This window comes from Malaciobacter sp., from assembly GCF_055140965.1.
This window is the reverse complement of sequence record NZ_JBSRRO010000023.1, coordinates 1-22,186: the sequence shown is the minus strand read 5'-3', so window position 1 is coordinate 22,186 and position 22,186 is coordinate 1. Positions and strand designations below refer to the sequence as shown.

24 protein-coding genes are annotated in these 22,186 nt (G+C 27.9%); 19 read left to right on the top strand and 5 right to left on the bottom strand.

What is annotated here, in order from left to right; genetic code table 11:
- Nucleotides 1–14: 14 nt before the first annotated feature.
- The gene (locus tag ACTCCZ_RS08075; protein WP_079578565.1) at nucleotides 15–329 is read right to left on the bottom strand and encodes a 4Fe-4S binding protein; all 315 of its coding nucleotides are present in this window, start codon (nucleotides 327–329) and stop codon (nucleotides 15–17) included.
- A 253-nt stretch (nucleotides 330–582) separates the two neighbouring features.
- Between ACTCCZ_RS08075 and ACTCCZ_RS08070 the strand changes: the two genes are divergently transcribed.
- The 6 genes from ACTCCZ_RS08070 (at nucleotide 583) to ACTCCZ_RS08045 (ending at nucleotide 5,871) form a co-directional block, all read left to right on the top strand.
- Nucleotides 583–1,293, top strand: a complete 711-nt coding sequence (locus ACTCCZ_RS08070; RefSeq protein ID WP_079578563.1) for a tRNA1(Val) (adenine(37)-N6)-methyltransferase — start codon at nucleotides 583–585, stop codon at nucleotides 1,291–1,293.
- Nucleotides 1,290–1,667, top strand: a complete 378-nt coding sequence (locus ACTCCZ_RS08065; RefSeq protein WP_079578561.1) for a YkgJ family cysteine cluster protein — start codon at nucleotides 1,290–1,292, stop codon at nucleotides 1,665–1,667. Before ACTCCZ_RS08070 ends, ACTCCZ_RS08065 begins: the two co-directional genes overlap by 4 nt.
- On the top strand, nucleotides 1,643–2,920 hold the full coding sequence (locus tag ACTCCZ_RS08060) for a tetratricopeptide repeat protein (RefSeq protein WP_079578559.1): 1,278 nt from the start codon (nucleotides 1,643–1,645) through the stop codon (nucleotides 2,918–2,920). Before ACTCCZ_RS08065 ends, ACTCCZ_RS08060 begins: the two co-directional genes overlap by 25 nt.
- The gene (gene trpC, locus ACTCCZ_RS08055) at nucleotides 2,921–3,712 is read left to right on the top strand and encodes an indole-3-glycerol phosphate synthase TrpC (RefSeq protein ID WP_079578557.1); all 792 of its coding nucleotides are present in this window, start codon (nucleotides 2,921–2,923) and stop codon (nucleotides 3,710–3,712) included.
- 175 nt (nucleotides 3,713–3,887) lie between these two features.
- Entirely contained in the window at nucleotides 3,888–4,817 is a 930-nt protein-coding gene (gene rimK, locus ACTCCZ_RS08050) for a 30S ribosomal protein S6--L-glutamate ligase (protein WP_079578555.1), read from the top strand.
- Nucleotides 4,818–4,821: 4 nt separating this feature from the next.
- Nucleotides 4,822–5,871 (top strand): succinylglutamate desuccinylase/aspartoacylase family protein, encoded by a 1,050-nt coding sequence (locus ACTCCZ_RS08045; RefSeq protein ID WP_196778269.1) that lies wholly within the window; start codon nucleotides 4,822–4,824, stop codon nucleotides 5,869–5,871.
- A 471-nt stretch (nucleotides 5,872–6,342) separates the two neighbouring features.
- Here the strand turns inward: ACTCCZ_RS08045 and ACTCCZ_RS08040 are convergent, their stop codons facing one another.
- Both ACTCCZ_RS08040 and ACTCCZ_RS08035 read right to left on the bottom strand, forming a co-directional pair.
- Nucleotides 6,343–6,603, bottom strand: coding sequence for a TFIIB-type zinc ribbon-containing protein (locus tag ACTCCZ_RS08040; protein ID WP_079578553.1), 261 nt, complete (start codon nucleotides 6,601–6,603; stop codon nucleotides 6,343–6,345).
- Between the two features lie 27 nt (nucleotides 6,604–6,630).
- Nucleotides 6,631–7,542, bottom strand: a complete 912-nt coding sequence (locus ACTCCZ_RS08035; protein ID WP_165786224.1) for a cation diffusion facilitator family transporter — start codon at nucleotides 7,540–7,542, stop codon at nucleotides 6,631–6,633.
- Between the two features lie 468 nt (nucleotides 7,543–8,010).
- On the opposite strand from ACTCCZ_RS08035, the gene ACTCCZ_RS08030 reads away from it, so the two are divergent.
- The 9 genes from ACTCCZ_RS08030 to ACTCCZ_RS07990 all read left to right on the top strand — a co-directional run bounded on the left by ACTCCZ_RS08030 (nucleotide 8,011) and on the right by ACTCCZ_RS07990 (nucleotide 19,114).
- Nucleotides 8,011–8,931, top strand: a complete 921-nt coding sequence (locus ACTCCZ_RS08030) for a cytochrome-c peroxidase (protein ID WP_079578549.1) — start codon at nucleotides 8,011–8,013, stop codon at nucleotides 8,929–8,931.
- On the top strand, nucleotides 8,921–10,990 hold the full coding sequence (locus tag ACTCCZ_RS08025; RefSeq protein WP_159445738.1) for an EAL domain-containing protein: 2,070 nt from the start codon (nucleotides 8,921–8,923) through the stop codon (nucleotides 10,988–10,990). Before ACTCCZ_RS08030 ends, ACTCCZ_RS08025 begins: the two co-directional genes overlap by 11 nt.
- A gap of 217 nt (nucleotides 10,991–11,207) precedes the next feature.
- Nucleotides 11,208–11,771, top strand: coding sequence for a recombinase family protein (locus ACTCCZ_RS08020; protein ID WP_079578545.1), 564 nt, complete (start codon nucleotides 11,208–11,210; stop codon nucleotides 11,769–11,771).
- 353 nt (nucleotides 11,772–12,124) lie between these two features.
- The gene (locus ACTCCZ_RS08015) at nucleotides 12,125–12,778 is read left to right on the top strand and encodes a response regulator transcription factor (protein ID WP_079578543.1); all 654 of its coding nucleotides are present in this window, start codon (nucleotides 12,125–12,127) and stop codon (nucleotides 12,776–12,778) included.
- A complete protein-coding gene (locus ACTCCZ_RS08010) occupies nucleotides 12,768–14,099 on the top strand; it encodes a sensor histidine kinase (RefSeq protein WP_079578541.1) in 1,332 nt (443 codons plus the stop codon). Before ACTCCZ_RS08015 ends, ACTCCZ_RS08010 begins: the two co-directional genes overlap by 11 nt.
- Nucleotides 14,100–14,180: 81 nt before the next feature.
- Nucleotides 14,181–15,155, top strand: a complete 975-nt coding sequence (locus tag ACTCCZ_RS08005; RefSeq protein ID WP_079578539.1) for an IS256 family transposase — start codon at nucleotides 14,181–14,183, stop codon at nucleotides 15,153–15,155.
- Between the two features lie 184 nt (nucleotides 15,156–15,339).
- Nucleotides 15,340–17,097 carry an LTA synthase family protein gene (locus ACTCCZ_RS08000; RefSeq protein ID WP_228145322.1) on the top strand — a complete coding sequence of 586 codons (1,758 nt, stop codon included), beginning with the start codon at nucleotides 15,340–15,342 and terminating at the stop codon, nucleotides 17,095–17,097.
- Nucleotides 17,098–17,126: 29 nt separating this feature from the next.
- Entirely contained in the window at nucleotides 17,127–17,489 is a 363-nt protein-coding gene (locus ACTCCZ_RS07995) for a diacylglycerol kinase (protein WP_079578536.1), read from the top strand.
- Nucleotides 17,490–17,518: 29 nt separating this feature from the next.
- Nucleotides 17,519–19,114 (top strand): phosphoethanolamine transferase, encoded by a 1,596-nt coding sequence (locus ACTCCZ_RS07990; protein WP_079578534.1) that lies wholly within the window; start codon nucleotides 17,519–17,521, stop codon nucleotides 19,112–19,114.
- A gap of 189 nt (nucleotides 19,115–19,303) precedes the next feature.
- On the opposite strand, the gene ACTCCZ_RS07985 is transcribed toward ACTCCZ_RS07990, so the two are convergent.
- Both ACTCCZ_RS07985 and ACTCCZ_RS07980 read right to left on the bottom strand, forming a co-directional pair.
- On the bottom strand, nucleotides 19,304–19,432 hold the full coding sequence (locus ACTCCZ_RS07985) for a protein-disulfide reductase DsbD domain-containing protein (protein WP_416202244.1): 129 nt from the start codon (nucleotides 19,430–19,432) through the stop codon (nucleotides 19,304–19,306).
- 89 nt (nucleotides 19,433–19,521) lie between these two features.
- The gene (locus tag ACTCCZ_RS07980; protein WP_079578532.1) at nucleotides 19,522–19,722 is read right to left on the bottom strand and encodes a hypothetical protein; all 201 of its coding nucleotides are present in this window, start codon (nucleotides 19,720–19,722) and stop codon (nucleotides 19,522–19,524) included.
- Between the two features lie 152 nt (nucleotides 19,723–19,874).
- Between ACTCCZ_RS07980 and ACTCCZ_RS07975 the strand changes: the two genes are divergently transcribed.
- Genes ACTCCZ_RS07975 through ACTCCZ_RS07960 form a run of 4 tightly spaced genes read left to right on the top strand, consistent with a single transcriptional unit; the run spans nucleotide 19,875 to nucleotide 22,106 of the window.
- Complete coding sequence (locus ACTCCZ_RS07975) at nucleotides 19,875–20,669, top strand: cation efflux transmembrane domain-containing protein (RefSeq protein WP_079578530.1); 795 nt, start codon at nucleotides 19,875–19,877, stop codon at nucleotides 20,667–20,669.
- 56 nt (nucleotides 20,670–20,725) lie between these two features.
- Nucleotides 20,726–21,085, top strand: coding sequence for an ArsR/SmtB family transcription factor (locus ACTCCZ_RS07970; RefSeq protein ID WP_079578528.1), 360 nt, complete (start codon nucleotides 20,726–20,728; stop codon nucleotides 21,083–21,085).
- 9 nt (nucleotides 21,086–21,094) lie between these two features.
- Entirely contained in the window at nucleotides 21,095–21,730 is a 636-nt protein-coding gene (locus ACTCCZ_RS07965; RefSeq protein WP_079578526.1) for a response regulator transcription factor, read from the top strand.
- Nucleotides 21,717–22,106 carry a hypothetical protein gene (locus ACTCCZ_RS07960; protein ID WP_079578524.1) on the top strand — a complete coding sequence of 130 codons (390 nt, stop codon included), beginning with the start codon at nucleotides 21,717–21,719 and terminating at the stop codon, nucleotides 22,104–22,106. The genes ACTCCZ_RS07965 and ACTCCZ_RS07960 overlap by 14 nt, the downstream gene beginning before the upstream one ends.
- The last annotated feature ends 80 nt before the right edge of the window (nucleotides 22,107–22,186 follow it).

Below are 22,186 nucleotides of genomic sequence, written 5' to 3'. Positions count from 1 at the left end.
AATAAATCCTTGTATTAGCTAAGTACTCTATAGTTGTTATTTTTTATTGCAATACTTCTTTGTTTTGCCTCATCTGTTAACTTTGCAAATTTAAACTCTTTTTTATCTGCTACAAAAATCGCAAAATCAGGACAAGACAGTTCACAGTCCATACATCCAATACATGAATCTTTATTCTCAACACTAACCATTGAACCTAGTGTAGAGCCAGGCTCAAGTCTCATTGCCAATACTCCAGCAGGGCAAACAGATACACAAACATCACATGCTTTACATCTACTTTCATCTACCCAAACAGGTGTATTTTCTGGCGCCTGTATAGTTTCCATATTATTTTCCTCTTTTGTAATAATTAATTGTAATTATTTCTAAATTTTATAAAAGCGTAATAACTTAAATCAATTATAAATAATAATTAAACTTTAGACAATACATACTTAAAATATACTTTACTAAAGCCATTTTTAGCCTATTGTTTTACTCAAGATTAAGTAAAAATTTACTTTTTTTATTCTCTTTTTGTTCTTTAAATCTATTATTTGGTTTATTTGCTATAATACGAAAAAATTTAAAGGTTAAATATTGCTTCTTTATCAGCCAAAAGATGGTTATTGTTACAATAGTGACACTCATTTTTTATATGACTTTATAATGAGAAATTTAAATCAATTTAAAAATATTAATGGTGAAATTTTGGACATTGGTAGTGGTAGTGGGATACTTGGTCTTTTAGTAGCAAGAGATAATCCCAAGCTTAGTTTAAATCAGTCTGAAATTCAAGAGAAGTTTCAATTTTTAAGTCAAATAAATAGCAAATGCAATAAAATAGAAGCTAATATGTATAAAGGTTCATTTTTACAACAAGAGTTTGATAAAAAGTTTGATATTTGTGTTTCAAATCCACCTTTTTATCATAGTAGTGTAATAAAAAGTGAAAATGAAAATTTAAAAATTGCAAGGTATAATGATTCAATGCCTTTAGAAGAATTTATTTCAAAAACAAATAGAGTTTTAAAGCCAAAAGGAAAATTTTTCTTTTGTTATGATGTAAAACAAATAAATGAAATATTGTTACTTTTAAATAAATATAAATTTAATTTAGAAAGTATTCAGTTTGTACACCCCAAAAAAGATAAAGATGCAACTTTGGTTTTAATTTATGCAAGAAAAGATTCAAAATCTTTAACAAAGACTTTATCTCCTATTTTTGTTTTTGAAAAAGAAAAATTTTCAAAAGAGGCTTTAGAAGTTTATACAAAATGTTCAACACATAGTATAAAAGTAGAGATATGATTTTAAAAGAAAATGGTTATAATTATTGCTTTGATGCAAATGTTTGTTCAAGTTGTCAAGGTAATTGCTGTATTGGTGAAAGTGGTTATATTTGGATAACTAAGGAAGAAATAGATAACCTAAGTAGATATTTAAATATAAGCTTAGAAGAATTAAGATTAAAGTATTTAAAAAAAGTAGCATATAAATATAGTTTAAAAGAGATAAAACTAGAAGAAAATAATTATGCATGTGTTTTCTTTGACTTAAAAAAAAGACAATGCTCTATTTATGAAGCAAGACCAACACAATGTAGAACTTTCCCTTTTTGGGACTATTTTAAAAATAATGAAAAAGAGGTGTATGAAGAGTGCCCAGCTATAAAACCCTTGTAATAATAATCTTATCACTGTTTTTTGTATCTTGTGTAGGAAATAAAAACTTACAAAGAAGCGATATTAAACTATTTGAAGCAGAAGATCAATATATACTTTTTGCATTGGAATATGAAAAAAATAGAGATTTTTATAAAGCAAGACAAGTATATTTTGAACTATTTGATAAAACAAATAGATATGAGTATTTATTGAGATTTTTAACTATAAGTATGCAACTTTCAAGATTTGAAGATGTAAAAGAGTATAGTTATAAATATTTAGATGAAGATACAGCTCATTATGAAGATGTATTGAGATTTTATGCGATATCTTTATTGAAATTAGGTGAATTAGATGAAGCTTTAAAGGTATCATTACAACTTCTTGAAAGATTTAACAATTCTGATAATTATGAATTAATCGCAAATGTATATTTTGAAAAAGAACAATATAAACAAGCAGAAGAGTATTTTGAAAGTGCCTATATCTCAAATGTTAGTGGAGATACACTTACAAATCTTGTAGATGTTTTATACTCATACTTAAATAAAAAAGAGAAAGCAATATCATATTTAGAGACACATATTAGACTTTATGGTTGCCAAGGTGGAGTTTGCACAAAACTTTTTTCTTTTTATTCAGAACAAAAAAATATAGATGGAATTATTTCAGTTCTTAAAAAGTCATATTTTGAAAATAAAGCAAAAGGTGATTTATTTTCTATGAATAGAACTTATAAGTATTTAATCGCTTACTTAGAACAAAAAAATATTGATGAAGCAATAAAATTTTTAGAAGAGAATAGAGTAGATGATTTTAAACTATTAACTTTATATCAAAAAAAAGATGACAAAAAAAATGCACTTAAACTTTTAAAAGAGCTTTATAAAAGTACAGGAAATATAGACCTTTTAGCACAAATTGCTATTTTTAAATTTGAAGTTGCAAAAGATAAAAGAAAAGTATTAAAAGAGGTTATTGAAAAGTTTGAAAGTGCATTAATGATTTTAGATAATCATATTTATCAAAACTATTTAGGCTATTTACTAATTGATTATGAAGTTGATATAAAAAAAGGTGTTTTATTGGTTGAAAAAGCTTTAAAAAAAGCTCCTAATAATGTCGCATATATTGACTCATATGCTTGGGGTTTATATAAAGAAAAAAGATGTAAAGAAGCATATATTCAAATGAAAAAAGTAGTAGATGCAATAGGACTTGATGAACCAGAAATTAAAATGCATTGGAATAAAATTAAGGAGTGTAAATAAGTGATTTTAGATGAAATTATTGAAAAAACAAAAGAGGATTTACAAAGAAGAAAAGTTGAAATTCCTCTTGACTTACTTGGAAGAAGTTTAGCTTCAAATCCATATGCCCCAAGAGATGTAAAAAAGTATCTTACATCTACAAAAGATGAACCTGTAAGAATTATAGCAGAAGTTAAAAAAGCAAGTCCTAGTAAAGGTATAATAAAAGAGGATTTTGATCCACTTGCAATTGCACAAGAGTATAGTGCAAATGGTGCAAATGCAATCTCAGTTTTGACTGAACCTCACTATTTTAAAGGTGATTTGGAGTATTTAACTCAAATAAGAAGATATGTTCCAACACCACTTCTAAGAAAAGATTTTATTGTAGATAAGTACCAAATTGTTGAAGCTTTAGTTTATGGAGCTGATTTTATCTTACTTATAGCAAAAGCTTTAAGTACAAAAGAGCTAAAAGAGTTATATGAGTATGCTTTATATGTAGGACTTGAGGTTTTAGTTGAAATTCATGATAAAGAAGACTTGAGTAAAGCTATGAAATGTGGTGCAAATATAGTAGGAATAAATCATAGAAATTTAGATACTTTTGAAATGGATATGCAACTTTGTGATAAATTAATTCCTATGATACCAAATGGAAAAATCATAGTTGCAGAAAGTGGAGTAAGTAACACAGAAACTATAAAAAGACTTAGCTCAATTGGAGCAGATGCCTTCTTAATTGGAGAACATTTTATGAGAGTTCCATCTATTAAAGATGAGCTTGAAACTTTTAAAAACGCTATAAAATAACATAAAGATTTTATAAAATCTTTATGTTATTTCTACTTTAAACTAAATATATTTACAAACTTACAAACTTTATTTTTATAAATTATAGTTTTTATTTTAAATTTTATAAAATTTTGATGAAAAATACCAAAAATGCATTATAATTACACTATAGAATTTACTAAGGAAAAGATTTATGAGAATATACATACTATCAAGAAACGAAGAACTTTACTCAACAAAAAGACTTGTAGAAGCTGGTAAACAAAGAGGTTGGGAAGTTAGAGTTATTGATTACTTAAAGTGCAGTATTGAGATTATGAAAGGTGAATTAAAAATTAGCTATTTTGGTGAAGAGTTACCAAAACCTGATGCTATTATTCCAAGAATTGGAGCAAGTAGGACTTTTTATGGTACTGCTATGGTTAGGCACTTTGAGATGATGGATGTATTTACAGTTACAGGAAGTTTAGCTATTAAAAGAAGTAGAGATAAATTAAGAAGTTTACAAATACTTTCAAAAAAATCAATAGATATGCCAAAAACAGTTTTTGCTTCAAATGAATCAAGTGCAAAAGATGTAATAGCTCTAAGTGGTGGTGCGCCTCTTGTTTTGAAAATACTTGAGGGAACTCAAGGTGTAGGTGTTGTATTAGTTGAGAGTGAAAAAGCAGCAAAATCAGTACTTGATGCTTTTTATGGGATGGATGTAAACTTACTTGTTCAAGAGTTTATTGAAGAAGCAAATGGTTCTGATATAAGAGTTTTAGTAGTAGGTGGCGAAGTTGTAGGAGCAATGAAAAGACAAGGTGCTGAGGGTGATTTTAGATCAAACTTACATCAAGGTGGAACAGCAATGGCACATAAACTTACAAGAAAAGAAAAAGCAACAGCATTAGCAGCTGCAAAAGCTATGGGATTAGGTGTATGTGGAGTTGATATGATTCCCTCAAAAAGAGGACCTCTTGTAATGGAAGTAAACTCTTCTCCTGGTTTAGAAGGAATTGAAAGCTCTACAAAGCTTGATATTGCAGGTAAAATTATGGATTATATTGCTCAAAATGTAACACCAAGTGATGATTTACTTAGAAAAAGAAAACTAAGAAAAGATAATATTGGAGCATAATAAAATGGACAAAGATTTTGTAACTTTAGGAGAGCAAAATATTCCTAAAGGGGTAAACATTACAATAAATCTAGAGCTTCCAAAGCTTTATAATACTCCAACAAAACTTCCTATTCATGTAATTAGGGGTAAAAAAGATGGTCCAGTAGTTTTTGTTAGTGCTGCTGTACATGGTGATGAATTAAATGGTATAGAAATAATTAGAAGATTAAGAAAATTAAATATTTTAAAAAGATTAAAAGGTACTCTTATTCTTGTTCCTATTGTAAATGTTTATGGAACTATGACTTTATCTAGATATATGCCAGATAGAAGAGATTTAAATAGAAGTTTTCCAGGTTCAGTTAAGGGTTCACTTGCAAGTAGGGTGGCTAATATATTTTTTAAAGAGATTGTTTCAAAATGCGATTTGGGTATTGATTTGCATACAGCTTCTATTCACAAATCAAACCTGCCTCAAATTAGAACAAATACAAAAGATGAGTTTACTTATAAACTTGCAAAAGCTTTTGAAGCACCTGTTGTTTTGCACTCAGAATTAAGAGATGGTTCTTTAAGACAAGTGGCACAAGAAGAGGGTATCCCTATTTTATTATATGAAGCAGGGGAAGCTTTGAGATTTGATGAAACATGTATTAGAATAGGAGTAAAAGGCATTGTAAATGTATTAAGAGAGTTAAATATGCTTCCAATTTCAAAAAGAAAATCTAAAAGATTACCTGTTATTACAAGAAGTAGTCAATGGATAAGAGCAAGTGAAAGTGGAGTTTTAAGAACAATCAAAGCCTTAGGAGATATTGTAAAAAAAGATGAAATCATTGCTTTTATAGATGAACCATTTGGTGATGCTTCTTTTGAAATAAAATCAATATTTGATGGAATAATTATTGGAAAATCAGAAATACCTTTAGTTCAAGAAGGTGATGCAATTTTTCATATAGCTAAGTTTAAAAATCTAGAAGCTGCTGAAACAAAAATAGAGTATTTTAATGAAGAAATTTTAAATGAAAGTGAGTTTTTTGAACTTAATAATGAAGAGATAATAGAAGAGTAAAGATAGGGAGTGTTAGAAATTTTGTGTCAGTCTGATAGAATTTATTCTAGAGGATTTAACAGGTGCATTTGAACAATTAAAATCTGATGCAAAAGATACTAAATATGTAGTTTCAGCTCCTCTTATTAAACAGCTTACAAAAGTGATTTTTGTTATTCAAAAAGTCTTAAGGGTTTAAAAGAATCTATAAATTCTACTTATTGAACACTTTTTGGAACAAATTATATCTCTATATAAAGGTTATAAAGCCAGTAAGTAAGATTTTCTAATTTTGTTCCAAATATAAGAGGTTGTTGAACGGTTAAAAGAACTATCAAAAGCTATTCGCAGTTTTTAAGAGGTGGTACAGAATTTATGTGCTATTTCTTGTTGACAGATCATTCCCTGTTTACCGAAGTTCTTTTTAATGCGTACATTTAACTTCAAATGCCTTACAATTTAATCTATGGAATTAATACGATATCTCATAAATTAATCAAAAAGTTCATGCCAAAAAGATTTTTTACGATGATGGTACTCATTATGCGAATATTCTTTATGATTGTTATATGATGATGAACGATTTTGATTATACAAATTATGAGGAGAAGATTGATTTTCTGAACGTTCAATAATCTTATCTAGCTCTCCTCTATCAAGCCAAATTCCTCGACATTTTGGACAATAATCTATTTCTATTCCACTTTTCTCTGAAAGCAATAATGGTTCGACAACACATACTGGACATTTCATCTTTTTTCCTTATTAATAAATTTTATTTTATTTTACTTCTACTTTACAAGTTTTTTGACAACTATTACATAAATTATTGCAAGGTTCTTGATGAATTAAAATACTACTTTCTCTAAATAAAATTTGTATGTCATTTTCGATTTTATCAGCAAGTATATGGGCATAATCGATAGTATGATATTTACAAACTGTTAAGTGAAAATCTATATGACGTTCTGAACCTGCTTTTCTTGTTCTGAAACTATGAAAATCAATAAAATGTTCTTGATGATTTTCAATTTTAGTTATAATTTTTTGCTCATCTTCTTCAGGTAAACTTACATCTAAAAGTGGGGAAAAAGACTCTTTTATTAATTCCCATGCAGCATAAATTATTAATATTGCAACTGCAACTGCAGCCAATGGATCAAGCCATTGCCAACCAGTAAGATATATTCCACATAAGCCGGCCATAACACCCAATGAGGTATATACATCTGTTTTCAAATGCATTGCATCTGCTTTAAGTGCAATTGAATCTGTCTCTTCACCTACCTTCTGAAGATGTCTAGAAATAAAAAAGTTCACTATAGAAGAAACCGCCATAATAGCAACTCCCCATCCTACAAATTCAACAGAGTGAGGATTATAGAATTTTTGAATTGCTTCATAAATTATCCAAATAGCAGCTATTAAAATTAATATTCCTTCAATTGTTCCTGAAAGATTTTCTATTTTACCATGACCATATCTATGTTTTTTATCAGCAGGATGAGAAGCTTGTCTTACTGCAAAAAAAGCAATCATAGCAGCTAATAAATCTAATGAAGAGTGAATACCTTCAGAAATAACTCCAACAGAACCTATAGCTATCCCAATAGAAAGTTTTCCAATAACTAATGCCGTATTTGAAATTACTGATAATTTAGCTGCTTGTTCTTTGACATTTGAAGATTTCAAATTGACTCCTATTTTTTTTTCCAAAGAATTATATATCAAAAGTGTAAAGATTAACTTGACATTTGGAAAGTTTTAAAAAGTGAATTTCTACCAAAACTCAACTCATATATAAATTTTTTGATTTATCCATTTAGTAAATCCCATAAATATTGCATCTTGAGGGTACTTCGAAAATAAATTATTAATAAATCAGTCAAAGCTACTGATAAAACTTTTTTTGATTTTAAAAAAATGGGCAAAAATATTGAAGTTATCGTTAGACAAGTTTTAGAGATCAATGAACTTTCAGCGCAAAACTCCAAGAATGTTGAAGAAATTGCATCCGTAGCCAATCACTTAAATGACATGACAGATAATTTACACTCTAAATTAGAAGCATGAAGAACATAGAAATTGTAAAGCTGAAGAAATAGTTATTATATATTCTATGTTATAATAATAATAAAGAATTTTTAAAGGTTATAATAGATGTATAAAATTTTGCTCTTAAGTTTCTTGTTAAAATCACTTTTTTTTGCTGAAGTTATTACTCCGATAGAGGAAGTAAAACATTATGATAAGGAAAAGGTCTCATTGGGAAAAAAACTTTTTTTTGATGTAACTTTTTCAAAAGATGGAACTGTCTCGTGTGCATCATGTCACAGTGATTTTGGTTCAGATTCAAGGCCAGTTTCTATTGGAGTAGGTGGAAAAAAAGGTCTCATTCAAAGTTTGAGTGTTTTTAATGCAGTAAATAACTATAAGCAATTTTGGAATGCAAGAGCATCAAGCTTAGAAGAGCAAATAGATGGTCCTATTCATAATGACTTTGAGATGGGAATTAGTAAAGAGAGTATCGAAGAAAAACTCAATTCATCCAAAATCTATCAACAAATTTTTTCACAAGTCTATAACGAGTCCCCAAACTATCAACTTTTTAAAGATGCTATAGTTGCTTTTGAAAAAACATTGCTCACTCCAAATTCCCGTTTTGACAGGTATTTGAAAGGAGAACAAGTATTAACATCCCTTGAAATCAAAGGATTTGAATCTTTTAAACAACATGGATGTATTGCATGCCACAATGGCGTAAATGTTGGCGGAAACTCTATGCAGATGATGGGAAGTGTTATAGAATATAATTATGTACCAGGGCAACAAGATGTATATGCTATTACTAAAGATGAAGCAGATAAAAATGTTTTTCGTGTACCCTCACTTAGAAATGTAAATAAAACAGCACCTTATTTTCACGATGCTTCCGCAGTAACATTGAAAGATGCTATTGTAAAAATGGCACATCATAATCTTGGTACATATTTAGAATCCAATGAAGTAGAAGCTATAGAGGCTTTTTTAAAAACACTTGATGGCACTGTCCCAACAACATGGAGTCAAGATGTTAAATAAGTGGATAAAGATTTCAATTGCTATTACAGCTATTATCTTTATGGGCATTTGGGTAACGTTCTATAAGCAAAAAAGTGAAGCTATTCAATATAGAGGGTATGAACTTTATAATATGTTAGAAACACTCAAAGGTAAACACTATGAAGTTATTGATAAATTACTTCAAAGTGCACTTTATCAAAATTATAATAATGATATTTTAAATCGACAATTAGAACTTTTAAACCAGTATGAACAAAAACTTGAATCTACTGAAATTTATATGACTGATCATTACCCTAAAACAAAACTTATTTTGAAAAAAATATTCATTCAACAGCAAGAATGGAATCAAGGTATAGAAATATTTAAAAGAGAAAGTGGAAAGATTAAAAACTCTTTTGCATTTGTTGTTTCTTCACTTATACATTTAGAATTAAAAAATGGAAATAAAACACAAAAAATTCTTAATATAATAAGTAGACTGATAAGTATCAAAGCGAGTATGGATATCCCAATTTTTGATAAAGATACTTTTGATACAGATTTTTTCAAGAATATAGACGCGACAAATGAGAAGAATAAAATGTATATTATGCTTTATAAAACACATATTGATTTAATTAAGAAGTCTTTGCCAAGTTATATTAATTTAGTCAATACACTTGTCAAAAAAGAGTCTTCTAAAGAGTATTTTTATGACTTGTCCCAGGCAATGAAGCAAGAAAATGCACAGCAATTGAAAAAACTTAATTCCGAGTATTACATGCTTATACTTTTTTCTCTTTTAACGATTTTGATTATTATATATTACATTATTTCATCTGAAAAAGAAAAACAGCATATTATTAAACTACAAAGAGATTATAAAAAATCAGTAACAACAGATTTACTTACAGGGCTTAAAAATAGAAGTGCATATATCGAAAAAATAAAGAATATGCAAAACTGTACAATAATTTTTTTAGATATTGTAGATTTCAGTTCCATTAATAACCTTTATGGAATAAATATAGGTGATTTTGTACTTCAAACACTAGGGAAAATTCTTGAAGATCATATAGAATCTATCGAAAATACAGAGATATTTAAAGTTGGAGCCGATCAATTTGTCATTGTGTTAGAAAACTACCCACTTGAAGAAGTAACTTTATTAGCTATTAATTTGATAGAAATCATTGAAGAGAAAGATTATAAATATAAAGGCTTAAACCAAGAGATATTTGTTCAGGTATTAGCAGGTATTAGCACAAAAGAGCCTTACTTGTTGAATGCAACATTGGCTATCAAATCTATAGCAGATGATTTTAGTAAAAAAATAGCATACTATGATGATTCACTTGATCAAACACAAGAGATTCAAGAAAATCTTACTATGATCCAAAAAATCAAAACAAGCCTTATAAATGATGATATTGCCATGCTGTACCAGCCATTGATTGATTTTAAAACGAAAGAGATTATAAAACATGAGGCACTTGTAAGAATGAAAGATAAAGATGAGTACATCTCTCCTTATTTCTTTTTAGACCTTTCAAAAAAAGCAAAACTCTATACTAAAATCACACACGAAGTTATTAAAAAAAGCGTTCAAGCAGTAAGGGATTACAATGTAGATATCTCTATAAATCTTTCTATTGAAGATATTCTTCATCATGAGACCTGTAAATTTATAATGAGTACATTGCAAAACAATGAAGATATAGCGCAAAAAATTACATTTGAACTACTTGAAACTGAAGAGGTGCATAACTTTAAGGCACTCAAAGAGTTTATACAAGAGGTAAAAACTTTTGGGGTATCTATCGCAATAGATGATTTTGGAAGTGGATATTCTAACTATAATTATTTATTAGAACTTGATATTGATATATTGAAGATTGATGGGTCTCTTATAAAAAATATAGATAAAAGTTACAATAATCAATTGGTAGTAAAATCAATTATCGAGTTTGCAAAATTAGCAAATATAAAAACTGTTGCAGAGTTTGTTGCTTCACAAGAGATTGAAGCAGTTGTTATTGAGTTAGGGATAGATTATGGACAAGGGTTTTACTATAGTGCACCAAAACTTTTGTAAAAAGTTATAAAAATTAAATGATAATTTAGAGATTTTGGGAGTGTAAGAAATTCTCTTATAATACAGAACCAGTAAAATACAAAGAGTTCGTTTAGTATGTCGTCAAAATTCTGAATCTATTATTTTATGTAAAATAGTTCTTTTAGGAAAATAGACATTACTTTACAATCATTCAAATATATGAGATAAATAGTAAGTTCAATACAAAGGATTTATTATGAATGTAGGTTATGCAAGAGTTTCAACTTCAAGTCAAAATCTTGAGAATCAAATTGATCAACTCAAGAGTGCTGGCTGTAAAAAGATTTTCTCAGAAAAAAGGTCAGGAAAAAATGAATCGAATCGTGAACAGTTTAAGATTATGATGGACTTCGTAAGAGAAGGTGATGTACTTTATATTACAAAACTTGATAGATTAGCAAGGTCTGTAATAGACCTTCATAATACTGCGAAGTTTTTACAAAACAAAGATGTAAATCTCAAAGTATTACATCAAAATATTGATACTACATCTCCAGCAGGTAGACTGTTATTTACAATGTTAGGTGCTATTGCAGAATTTGAACGTGATTTAATAAATGAACGTGTTAGAGAAGGAATTGAAGCTGCAAAGAAAAAAGGTGTCCAGTTTGGTAGAAAAGCTATTCTGGGTACTAAAGAGAAAAATGTTATATACAATCAGCACGAAAAAGGAAAGTCTGTTGAATGGTTATCTAAATTTTTTCATGTAGCACGGAATACTATCTATAGAGCAATTAAAGATGTAGCCAAAAAGAAGTAGTCAACCTGACTACTTCATATGTTCAAAAATTCAAGTCTTTTTGGGAAAAGCTTATCCTTAGTAAAAACTGCTCAAAAAATAAGAAGTTGTAGAGTGAACCAAAAATATTGTTTACGGGAGATTTCCAGTGGTGGTATATATTTACCATAGTTTGACACATATTATCCCCCCCCTTTATATATTGATGTTTAAGGTAAATAATTATACCTAAAATCACCTATATATGGATTTACTTATGATTTTCTATGTGTAAAAGTTGAGATTTATAATTAATGTTGATTTAACATATATTATATTATAAAATAATTCCAACATAGTTTGTTAAATAAATTTATATATAGAGTATAGTAGTTATGAAGATTTTAATAATTGAAGATGATAAAGATATTGCAAATTTCCTAAAAAGAGGATTTGAAGAATTACATTATACTATTGAAATTTCAAATGATGGGGAAGAAGGAGAGTATCTTTCTATCATTAACAAATATGACGTAATTATATTAGACTGGATGCTACCTAAAAAAAATGGTATCGAAATCTTAAACAATTTAAGACAAAAGAACATTTTTACACCGATATTAATGTTAACAGCAAAAGATGCAGTTGAAGATAAGATAACAGGTTTAAAAACAGGTTGTGATGATTATCTATCTAAACCTTTTTCATTTGAAGAATTAGAGGCTAGAGTAACTTCACTGTATAGAAGAAGTTCACAAATGAGTAATATAATGGAATTTTCTAATCTAAAAGTAAATTTAGATACCAAAGAGGTTTTAAAAGATAATTCTATTATTAATTTATCTATAAGAGAATATGAACTTTTGTTATTGTTAATTAAAAACAAAAACTCCTATATTTCAAAAGATACTATTGAGGAAATGCTATATAGTAATGAGGAGTTTCTCAATAGCAATGTGATTCAAGTTACAATATATAATTTAAGAAAGAAAGTAGGTAAAGAACTTATTAAAAATTTTAGAGGCATAGGGTATAAAATTGAGATTTAAAAGTATTAAACATAAAATTCTTTTTTGGTTTTCAAGTGTAATTTTTATTATACTTTTTATTTTTAGTTATGCTTTATATTATTTACTTGAAGAAAGTATTAACAAGCGCATACTTGAACAACTAGAGCAATATGCAATTTCATTACATCTTGATTTAAAAGAAAATAAATTTAATACAAACATAATTATTGATGAAACACTAAAAGACGTAGAAGTTGCTATTCTAAAAAAAAATAAATTAATATATCAAACGAAAAAATTTACATTAAAGAATTATGAAACATTATATCAAGAGCCTCAGTTATATATTAATGAAATCAATAACTTTGAAGTAGATGCAATATATTCATATAAATTTACAAATCCCTTTGTAGGAAATATTCTTTTATATAAAAAAAATATACATAATCAAGCAGAAGACATTGAGCATATTTTACTCGGCACAATTCCTATATTATTGATAGTATTAATGTTTCTTGCAAATAAGATTATTGATAAAATATTAATACCAATTAAAAACATTACAAGAGATGCTAAAAATATTACAGTTTCAGATTTATCAACTTCAATTGAAAACCCATCTAATAAAGATGAAATATCTGAATTAATTTCATCATTTAATAGTATGATTTCTCGTCTAAAAGAAGGAGTTTCCAAATTAGATACCTTTAATAAAAATGTTTCTCATGAATTTAGAACTCCATTGACTATCATAAAAGGTGAAGCTGAAGTTACATTGAAAAATATTCGAGAACCTGATTACTATATTAAAAGTTTAGAAGTTATATTAAAAGCGGTAAACCAATTATCAAACATTACTGATGAAATGCTGTTCTACACAAAATATACAAAATATAATGTAAAAAACTCTTTTAGTTGGTGTCAATTAGATTCTATTATTATGAATATAATTGAACAGTATAACAATGATTTAAAAAATAAGAATATCAATTTAACTTTGAAAGAGTTTCATTCATTAAAATATTTGGGCAATCATAATCTTCTTCATACCATTTTTAAGAACTTAGTTGATAATGCAATTAAATATAGTCATAACAATTCTAATATCAATATTGAACTTTATTTAGAAGAAAACTATGCTATTTTCAAAATTCAAGATGAAGGGATTGGTATTCCAAAAGACAAAATAGAAAAAGTTACAGATGAATTTTTTAGAGTTGAAGAATCAAGAAATAAAAATATACAAGGAGTTGGATTAGGATTATTCATTGTTAAATCTTGTATTGACCTTCATAAAGGAATATTACAAATCAATTCTACTAATCAAGGTACCTTAGTAACCGTTAAACTCCCATTATAAATTAGTAAAACTATATACACTGGGAGTGTAAATAAAACTGTGTAAATTCCAAATTAGATAAAATCTAAGAAGGAGATTTACATGATAGATAAAGAAGCAATCAAAGAGGCTTACAAGAGTGGACAGATAAAGTCCTTAGATGATGTCAATGATGTTATGAAGTCGATGGTTAAAGATGTTATTGAAGTTTTAACCGAACAAGAAATAACACACCATTTGGGCTATGAGAAGCATCAAAGTTCTCAAATTGACAATTACCGTAATGGTCATAATGATAAATCACTGAACTCCAAGTTTGGTGTTATAGATGTCTCAATTCCAAGAGATAGAAACTCTGATTTTCACCCTGAAATCATTAAAAAAAGACAAACAGATATTCATGGTATTGAAGATGCTGTAATATCACTTTATGCTAAAGAAATGAGTACCAGAGATATTCAATCCCATATTGAAGAACTCTATGATCATAATATCTCTCATGAATCCATTTCCAATATCACTGATGCAGTTATTGAAAAAGCCAAAGAGTGGCAAATAAGACCATTAGAATCAATCTATGCCATTATCTTTATGGATGCCACATTTTTAAAAGTAAGACTTGAAGGACAAGTCAGAAATGTAGCTGCTTATTTGATGATTGGAATTACCCTTGATGGACATAAAGATGTCTTAGGTGTTTGGATTGCTAAGACTGAATCATCCAAGTATTGGTTAGGTGTTTTAAATGAACTGAAGAATAGAGGTGTAAATGATGTTCTTATCTTTGCAGTAGATGGATTAAATGGATTCTCTAATGCTATTCAAGCAGTTTATCCTCACTCTGAAGTTCAAAGATGTATTGTACATCAAATTAGAAACTCTTTGAAGTTTGTCTCATGGAAAGATAGAAAAGAGCTTGCAGATGATTTAAAATTCATCTATAAAGCAGTAAATGAAAAATCAGCATTAAATGCTTTAAAAGAGTTTGAAGATAAGTGGGCTAAAACTTATCCTCATATTATCACTATACACTATACACTATACCCTTTTCATTTTCATTTCATTTTCATAATTTAATATTCTACTTTATTTTAATTGGAGAAGAGTATTGATGAGAATCTTTAAAACATTGGCAATACATTATTTAATAATGATAGGTATACTTTTTATTGGACGTTTATGTCTGTTTATTATGTACTTTGATAATTTTAGTAATCACACAGATGTTAATTACTGGCTGACTTTTATTTATGGATTGAGAATGGATACTATTAGTGTCTCTATCATTCTAATTATTCCTTTATTTATGATGACTTTATTACCTAAATATGCATCTAAGTTTTATGAATCCACATTAAAATATTACTTTGTCATTACAATATCTTGTATGATATATATTGAAGTTGCCACTTTTCCTTTTATCTTAGAATATGATGTTCGTCCAAATTATTTATTTGTGGAATACTTAGTATATCCACAAGAAGTTTTCTCTATGATTTTTGCAGAATATAAATTAGAACTATTTTTTGCAGTCTTATTAATTTCTATATTTATTATAGGATATTTAAAACTTTTCAAATTTTATTTTAAAGGACTCTTTGACATTCATTATATAAAAAGACTTGCATTATTTTTGCCATTATCAATACTTTTATTTATAGGTATTCGTTCATCATTTGGACATCGACCTGCAAATCAATCTGATGCAATGTATTCATCAAATAGAATACTAAATGAGATTACAAAAAATTCATTGTACAGTATAGGATATGCTATTTATATCAATAAAAAGAATAATAACAAAGCTTTATTAAAGCAGTACGGTAATATGCCTATAGATGAAGCATTGAATCGAGTTCAAAAAAGATTAAATATAAGTAGTAACAATGTAAAATTGCCTTTTTCAAGAGTTCAACCAACGAATTTTCATGATGTTTCATCAAAAAATCTGGTTATTTTTATACAAGAGAGTTTAGGTGCACAATTTGTAGAAGCTGTAGGTGGTGAAAAAGGAATTACTCCCAATATAAATCGTTTAAGTAAAGAGGGTATTTTATTTACAGATTTATATTCAAATGGTACACGAAGTGTACGAGGAATAGCTGGGTGTATGGCTGGAAACTTTGCAATTCCAGGTAAAGGGGTAATCAAAAGAAATAAATCTCAAAGAGATTTCTTTACCATCGCTTCTTTATTAAAACCGTATGGTTATCATACTTCTTTTATTTATGGTGGTGAAAGTCGATTTGATAATATGAGAGGATGGTTTTTAGGAAATGGTTTTGATGAAATTATTGACCAACCACGTTTTAATAATCCTTCTTTTACTGGCACGTGGGGTGTTAGTGATGAAGATATGGTTATTAGAGCTAATAATGAATTTGCTAAACATTATAAAAATAATCAAAAGTTTGCTAGTGTAATGTTCTCAACTTCAAATCATTCACCTTTTGATTTCCCAAATAATAAAATAGAACTTATTGATAATGTACCTAAAAAAAGTGTCAAAAATGCAATTAAATATGCAGATTTTGCAATTGGAAAGTTTTTTGAATTAGCAAAGCAAGAATCTTATTATAAAGACACCGTTTTTGTTGTCGTAGCAGATCATAACATACGTGTGTATGGAGAAGATGTAATTCCTGTAAATATGTTTCATATACCAGGATTTATAATTTCAGAAAGCGTGAAGCCAATGAAGTATGACAAGATAACAACACAGCCAGATATCTTAGCAACAGCACTTGATTTAATCGGTATTGACTTGAATTTCCCTATTCTTGGACATTCAATTTTTAGTGATAAAAAACAGAATCTCTCTTTTATGCAGTTTCATAACTCTTATGCTTTACGAGTAAATGATAGTATTGCTATAATTCAACCTGGGAAAAAACCGGTAACGTATAAATACAAAAATAAGCATCTTTTAGAAACTGTTTCTGATACAGAATTAGAACAAGATGCATTGGCATTTATTATTACACTGGATTATTTATATCAAAATAAGCTTTATAAATAAAATAAATATATTTTCATTAAGGAAAAAACTTGAGAAATCAACCAAAATATAATTTTCTAAAAAATACTATGTATGCAATAAAAGGTTTATTAGATTTAGTAAAAACTGAAACATCTTTTAAAATTGAACTAATTATTACATTAATTTTATTTCCATATATAATAATAATTGATACTACTTTAATATATAAACTAATTATGTTTATTACCTTATTTGGGATGTTACTTGCAGAAGCAACAAATAGTGCCATAGAAAGAGTTGTTGACTTAGTTACATTAGAACACCATCATATGGCAGGAAGAGCAAAAGATGTTGGAAGTGCTATTGTATTTATTAGTATTATAGTCTTTATTTTTTCGTGGGGATCTATAATATTAGATCTTTATTTATAATTTACTGTTACTTTATAAGGAATCATATTTTGAAAATACGACAACAAACCCTACTTATATTTTTGGTTGCACTTTGGATTGGACTATTTAGTAATAATGCGTTTTTTAAACACTTATTTGAAATCTATCCATTCTCAGATAACATTATATTTGATATAACAGTCATTATAAACTCCATTTTGTTTATGAACTTAGTATTTCTACTGTTCTCTTCAAAATATACAACGAAACCTCTATTGATTTTGATGTTGCTTACAGCTGCTTTTAGTAATTACTTTATGACAACGTATGATGTAGTTATTGACCATAGTATGATTGAAAACGCAGTTGAAACAAGTATGAAAGAATCTCTTGATTTATTCAGTTTAAACATGGTGCTATATATTCTATTCTTATTTGTTCTCCCATCTATTTTTATCTATTTTACACCACTGCAATTTGGTAGTTTAAAAATGGAACTCAAAAGAAAAGCACAATCATTTATTTTAAGTTTATTGGTGATTGTTATTACCATTGTATCTCAAGGGGATTACTATGCAACGTTCTTTAGAGAACACAAACAAATACGATATTATGCCACGCCAACTTTTCAAATCTATAGCGTAAAAAAATTTATCAAAGAGAAGTATTTTCATAAAAGTGTTGAGTTTCAACATGTCGCCATGGATGCTAAAATTGATGAACCAATTCCTGAGAGAGAATTGATTGTCATGGTTGTAGGAGAGACTGCACGAGCAGATAGATTCTCACTTAATGGATATGCAAAGCAAACCAACCCTTTACTGGAGCAAGAAGATATTATCAATTTTCCACAAGTCAGTTCATGTGGTACTGCCACTGCTAAATCCGTACCTTGTATGTTCTCCCTGACACAAAAGAAAGACTACGATTCAACAGCAGTTAGAAATACAGATAATGTTTTGGACATTTTAAAACGATCTGGTGTCAATGTCTTATGGAGAGATAATAATTCTGATTCAAAGGGTGTTGCCCTACGAGTTGATTATGAAGATTTCCAAAGCTCTGACACAAACCCTATTTGTGATATAGAGTGTAGAGATGAAGGAATGTTATCTGGATTACAAGAGTATATCAATACTCATCCCAAAGGTGATATCATGATTGTTTTACATCAAATGGGAAATCATGGGCCAGCTTATTATAAGCGATATCCAAAACGATTTGAGAAATTTACCCCTGTATGTACAACCAATCAACTTGAAGAGTGTAGTAAAGAAGAGATTGATAATGCCTATGATAATGCGATTTTATATACCGATTACTTTTTGAAAAAAGTCATTGACCTTCTAAAACGGAATAATGATTTTGAAACAGCAATGGTCTATATGAGTGATCATGGGGAATCATTAGGAGAGCATGGAATTTATTTACATGGAATGCCTGACTTATTAGCTCCTATTGAGCAAACACACGTGCCATCAGTTTTATGGTTTGGAGATAAAGTCAAGGGTGAATTAAAAGTTGATGAACTCAAAGCCAATAGCAAAAACAGCTATTCACAAGATAATCTTTCTCATACCCTTTTAGGATTATTTGAAGTGCAGAGTGAATATTATAAAAAAGAGTTAGACATTTTAGAACCATTTAGAAAAGAAGAGGATTAGTTTTCTGTCAACACTAAATAGGGTATCAAACAAGTTATAAAAACAAATTCCAAAACCTGTTCTTTATTGAACATTCTCCAAAATTCAACTCTTTTTGGAACAAACTTTCCATTGCTAAAAACTGCTCCAAAAGTAAGAGGTTATGTAACATTTAATATGAACTTTCAAAAAACTGTTTATAGTTTTATCTTACTTAATATTATCAATTTTAGGAAATTTAAAAGTTTTACTTGTAGGTGCATAACAAAGCCCTAATTTAGTACAACCTTGATATTGAATTTCTAAATTAAATGGTACATTGCCTATTTTTTCTTTGATTAAAGTAAATGGAACATTTAATGAAAAATCTTTAACTATTACTTGGTCACCCTTAAAGTTTTCAGTTGCAGGTTTAGCAATGTAATTTGTTAAATCAATTTTTTAGGCTTTGTGATTAATACTTTCAATTTTTTATCATATACATATATATGCTTATATAATGAAAGTTTAATATCTATGCTATTTTGTTTTATTTCTGCACTTGGCTTAATAGCAACATCCGGCGATACAAAATCTTTTGCTCCAAAGCTATAGATAACGATACTTAAAAGTAAGAATAATTTTTTCATGATTATACCTTGTTTAGTTTTGAATGATATTAACATTCTTATAAGTATATTAGTATATTCTAATATATTTGTCATGTATTAATGTTTTATTAAATTAGAATATACTAATATAGATTATTGTTTTTATAATATATAAAGTATAAGGAAGAAATATGGAAAAGACAACATTTGAAATCACAAAAATGGATTGTCCATGTGAAGAAAACTTACTCAGAATGAAACTTGATGTTATTGAAGAGGTTAAAAACCTTGAATTTGATATTCCAAATAGAAAATTAACTGTTTATCATATTGGTAATATTTCTGAAATTGAAAGTTCAATAAATGATTTAAAATTAGGGGATACCCTTTTAAGTAGTGAAACTACAGAAGAAGTTGAGTTTAAAGAAGAAAGTGGACAACGTAAGTTACTTTGGACAGTACTAGCTATTAATTTTGCATTTTTTTTGATAGAAATGTCAACTGGTATTATTTCAAAATCAATGGGACTTGTTGCAGATAGCTTAGATATGCTTGCCGATTCATTTGTATATGGTATTAGTCTATTAGCAGTAGGAGGAACAATTGCAAGGAAAAACAATGTTTCGAAACTTGCTGGATATTTCCAAATATTACTTGCATTTATAGGATTTATTGAAGTTATGAGAAGGTTTCTTGGGGATGGTCAAATGCCAGATTTTTGGACAATGATTATTGTATCAACTTTTGCACTTATAGCAAATGGAATTTGTTTATATCTGTTTATGAAATCTAAAAGTGAAGAATCGCATATGCAAGCTAGTATGATATTCACTTCAAATGATATAATAATTAACTTTGGAGTAATTGTTTCTGCTGTACTTGTGTCAGTGTTAAATTCAAATAAACCAGACTTAATCGTTGGTGCAATAGTATTTGTTTTAGTAATTTATGGTGCAATTAGAATATTAAGGCTTACGAGAAACTAATAATCAATCGTAAAAGATAGCTATATAGGTTTTTAGTAAGATAAAAAAGGAAAAGTATGACAAATACAATAAACTGTGTCCGAGATAAAAATAATGATGTTTTGGTTAAAAAAGCAAAAAAAGACATTAGTAAAAATAAAAAAAATATTGATTATCAATCAAAAGTTTTTGCTCTTTTAGGTAGTGAAGTTAGATTTAGAATTGTTTATTTACTTTTAAATAATAAAGAACTATGTGTATGTGATTTTTGTGATATTCTAGAAATGAATCAATCTCCTATCTCTCAACACTTAAGAAAATTAAAAGATGCAGGTATTTTAGAGAATAAACGTGAAAAATTGGCAATATTTTATTTCATTCCTTACTCAATGAGAGAAATACTACAACTTTTAATTAATAGCAAAGCAAAAGAGTAAAACAATACCATGAAAAGAATTTTATTATTAGAAGATGACTTATCCTTAGGTGAAACTATTAAAGAATTATTATTGGAAAATGATTATGAAGTTGACTATGTTACTAAAGGCAATGATGTCATAGAGATCACTTTTGATAAAGAATATGATTTATATATCTTTGATATAAATGTTCCTGATATTGATGGACTTGAAATACTTAAAAGTTTACGAGATGCTGACGATTCAACACCCGCAATATTTATTAGTGCTATGACAGATTTAAAGACCTTTTTAAAGGGCTTTGAAGTTGGTGCAGATGATTTTATAAAAAAGCCTTTCTATCCCGAGGAGTTAATTGTAAAAGTGAATTTAAAACTCTCTTCAAATAAAAAGGAAATAGCTTTTAATGACATCGTATACTTACCAAAAAACAAGCAGCTATTTAAAAACAATGAGAATATATATTTAACTCAAATTCAATTAAATCTATTTGAACTATTTATTAATAATAAAAACCGAATAATTGCACAAGAAGAGCTTTATGATTGTTTGGAAAAACCAACTGGAAATGCTTTAAGATTTCATATTAATAAGTTAAAAAATTTAACAGAGTTAAATATAAAGAATATTAGAGGTCAAGGATATATTTTTGAGTCGAGTTGAAATTGAATCTTTTATCAAAAGTTTTTTACTCTTTTTTATTTCATTAGCGAGTATAACTGCACTCAGATATTATGAAATGTATGAAAACAAGATATATCTGTTTGAGGAAAGATTATTTTCGCAAATGAAAATTTCTAGTTTTAATAAGGAACCTACAAATTTTATTGTAACAAACGTTCCTAAGAGCAGTGATAAAATATCTAATGTATTTAGTTTTAACAAAAATCAGATATTTGTACTTTTTGAAATGAAAGATTTAAATAACTCTTTAGTAAAGGTCTCTTACCCACTAAATAGCTTTTTACAAGACAGAAGTATAATCTTAGAACAAGTCAAAAATATGTTTTATCAAAGCATATTGATCTGGTTACACTAAATAGGACATACAAAAGTAGTATGTTAAAATTAGTGAAAGTGGAGAGAAATAATGAGAAAAAATCATTACACAAATGAGTT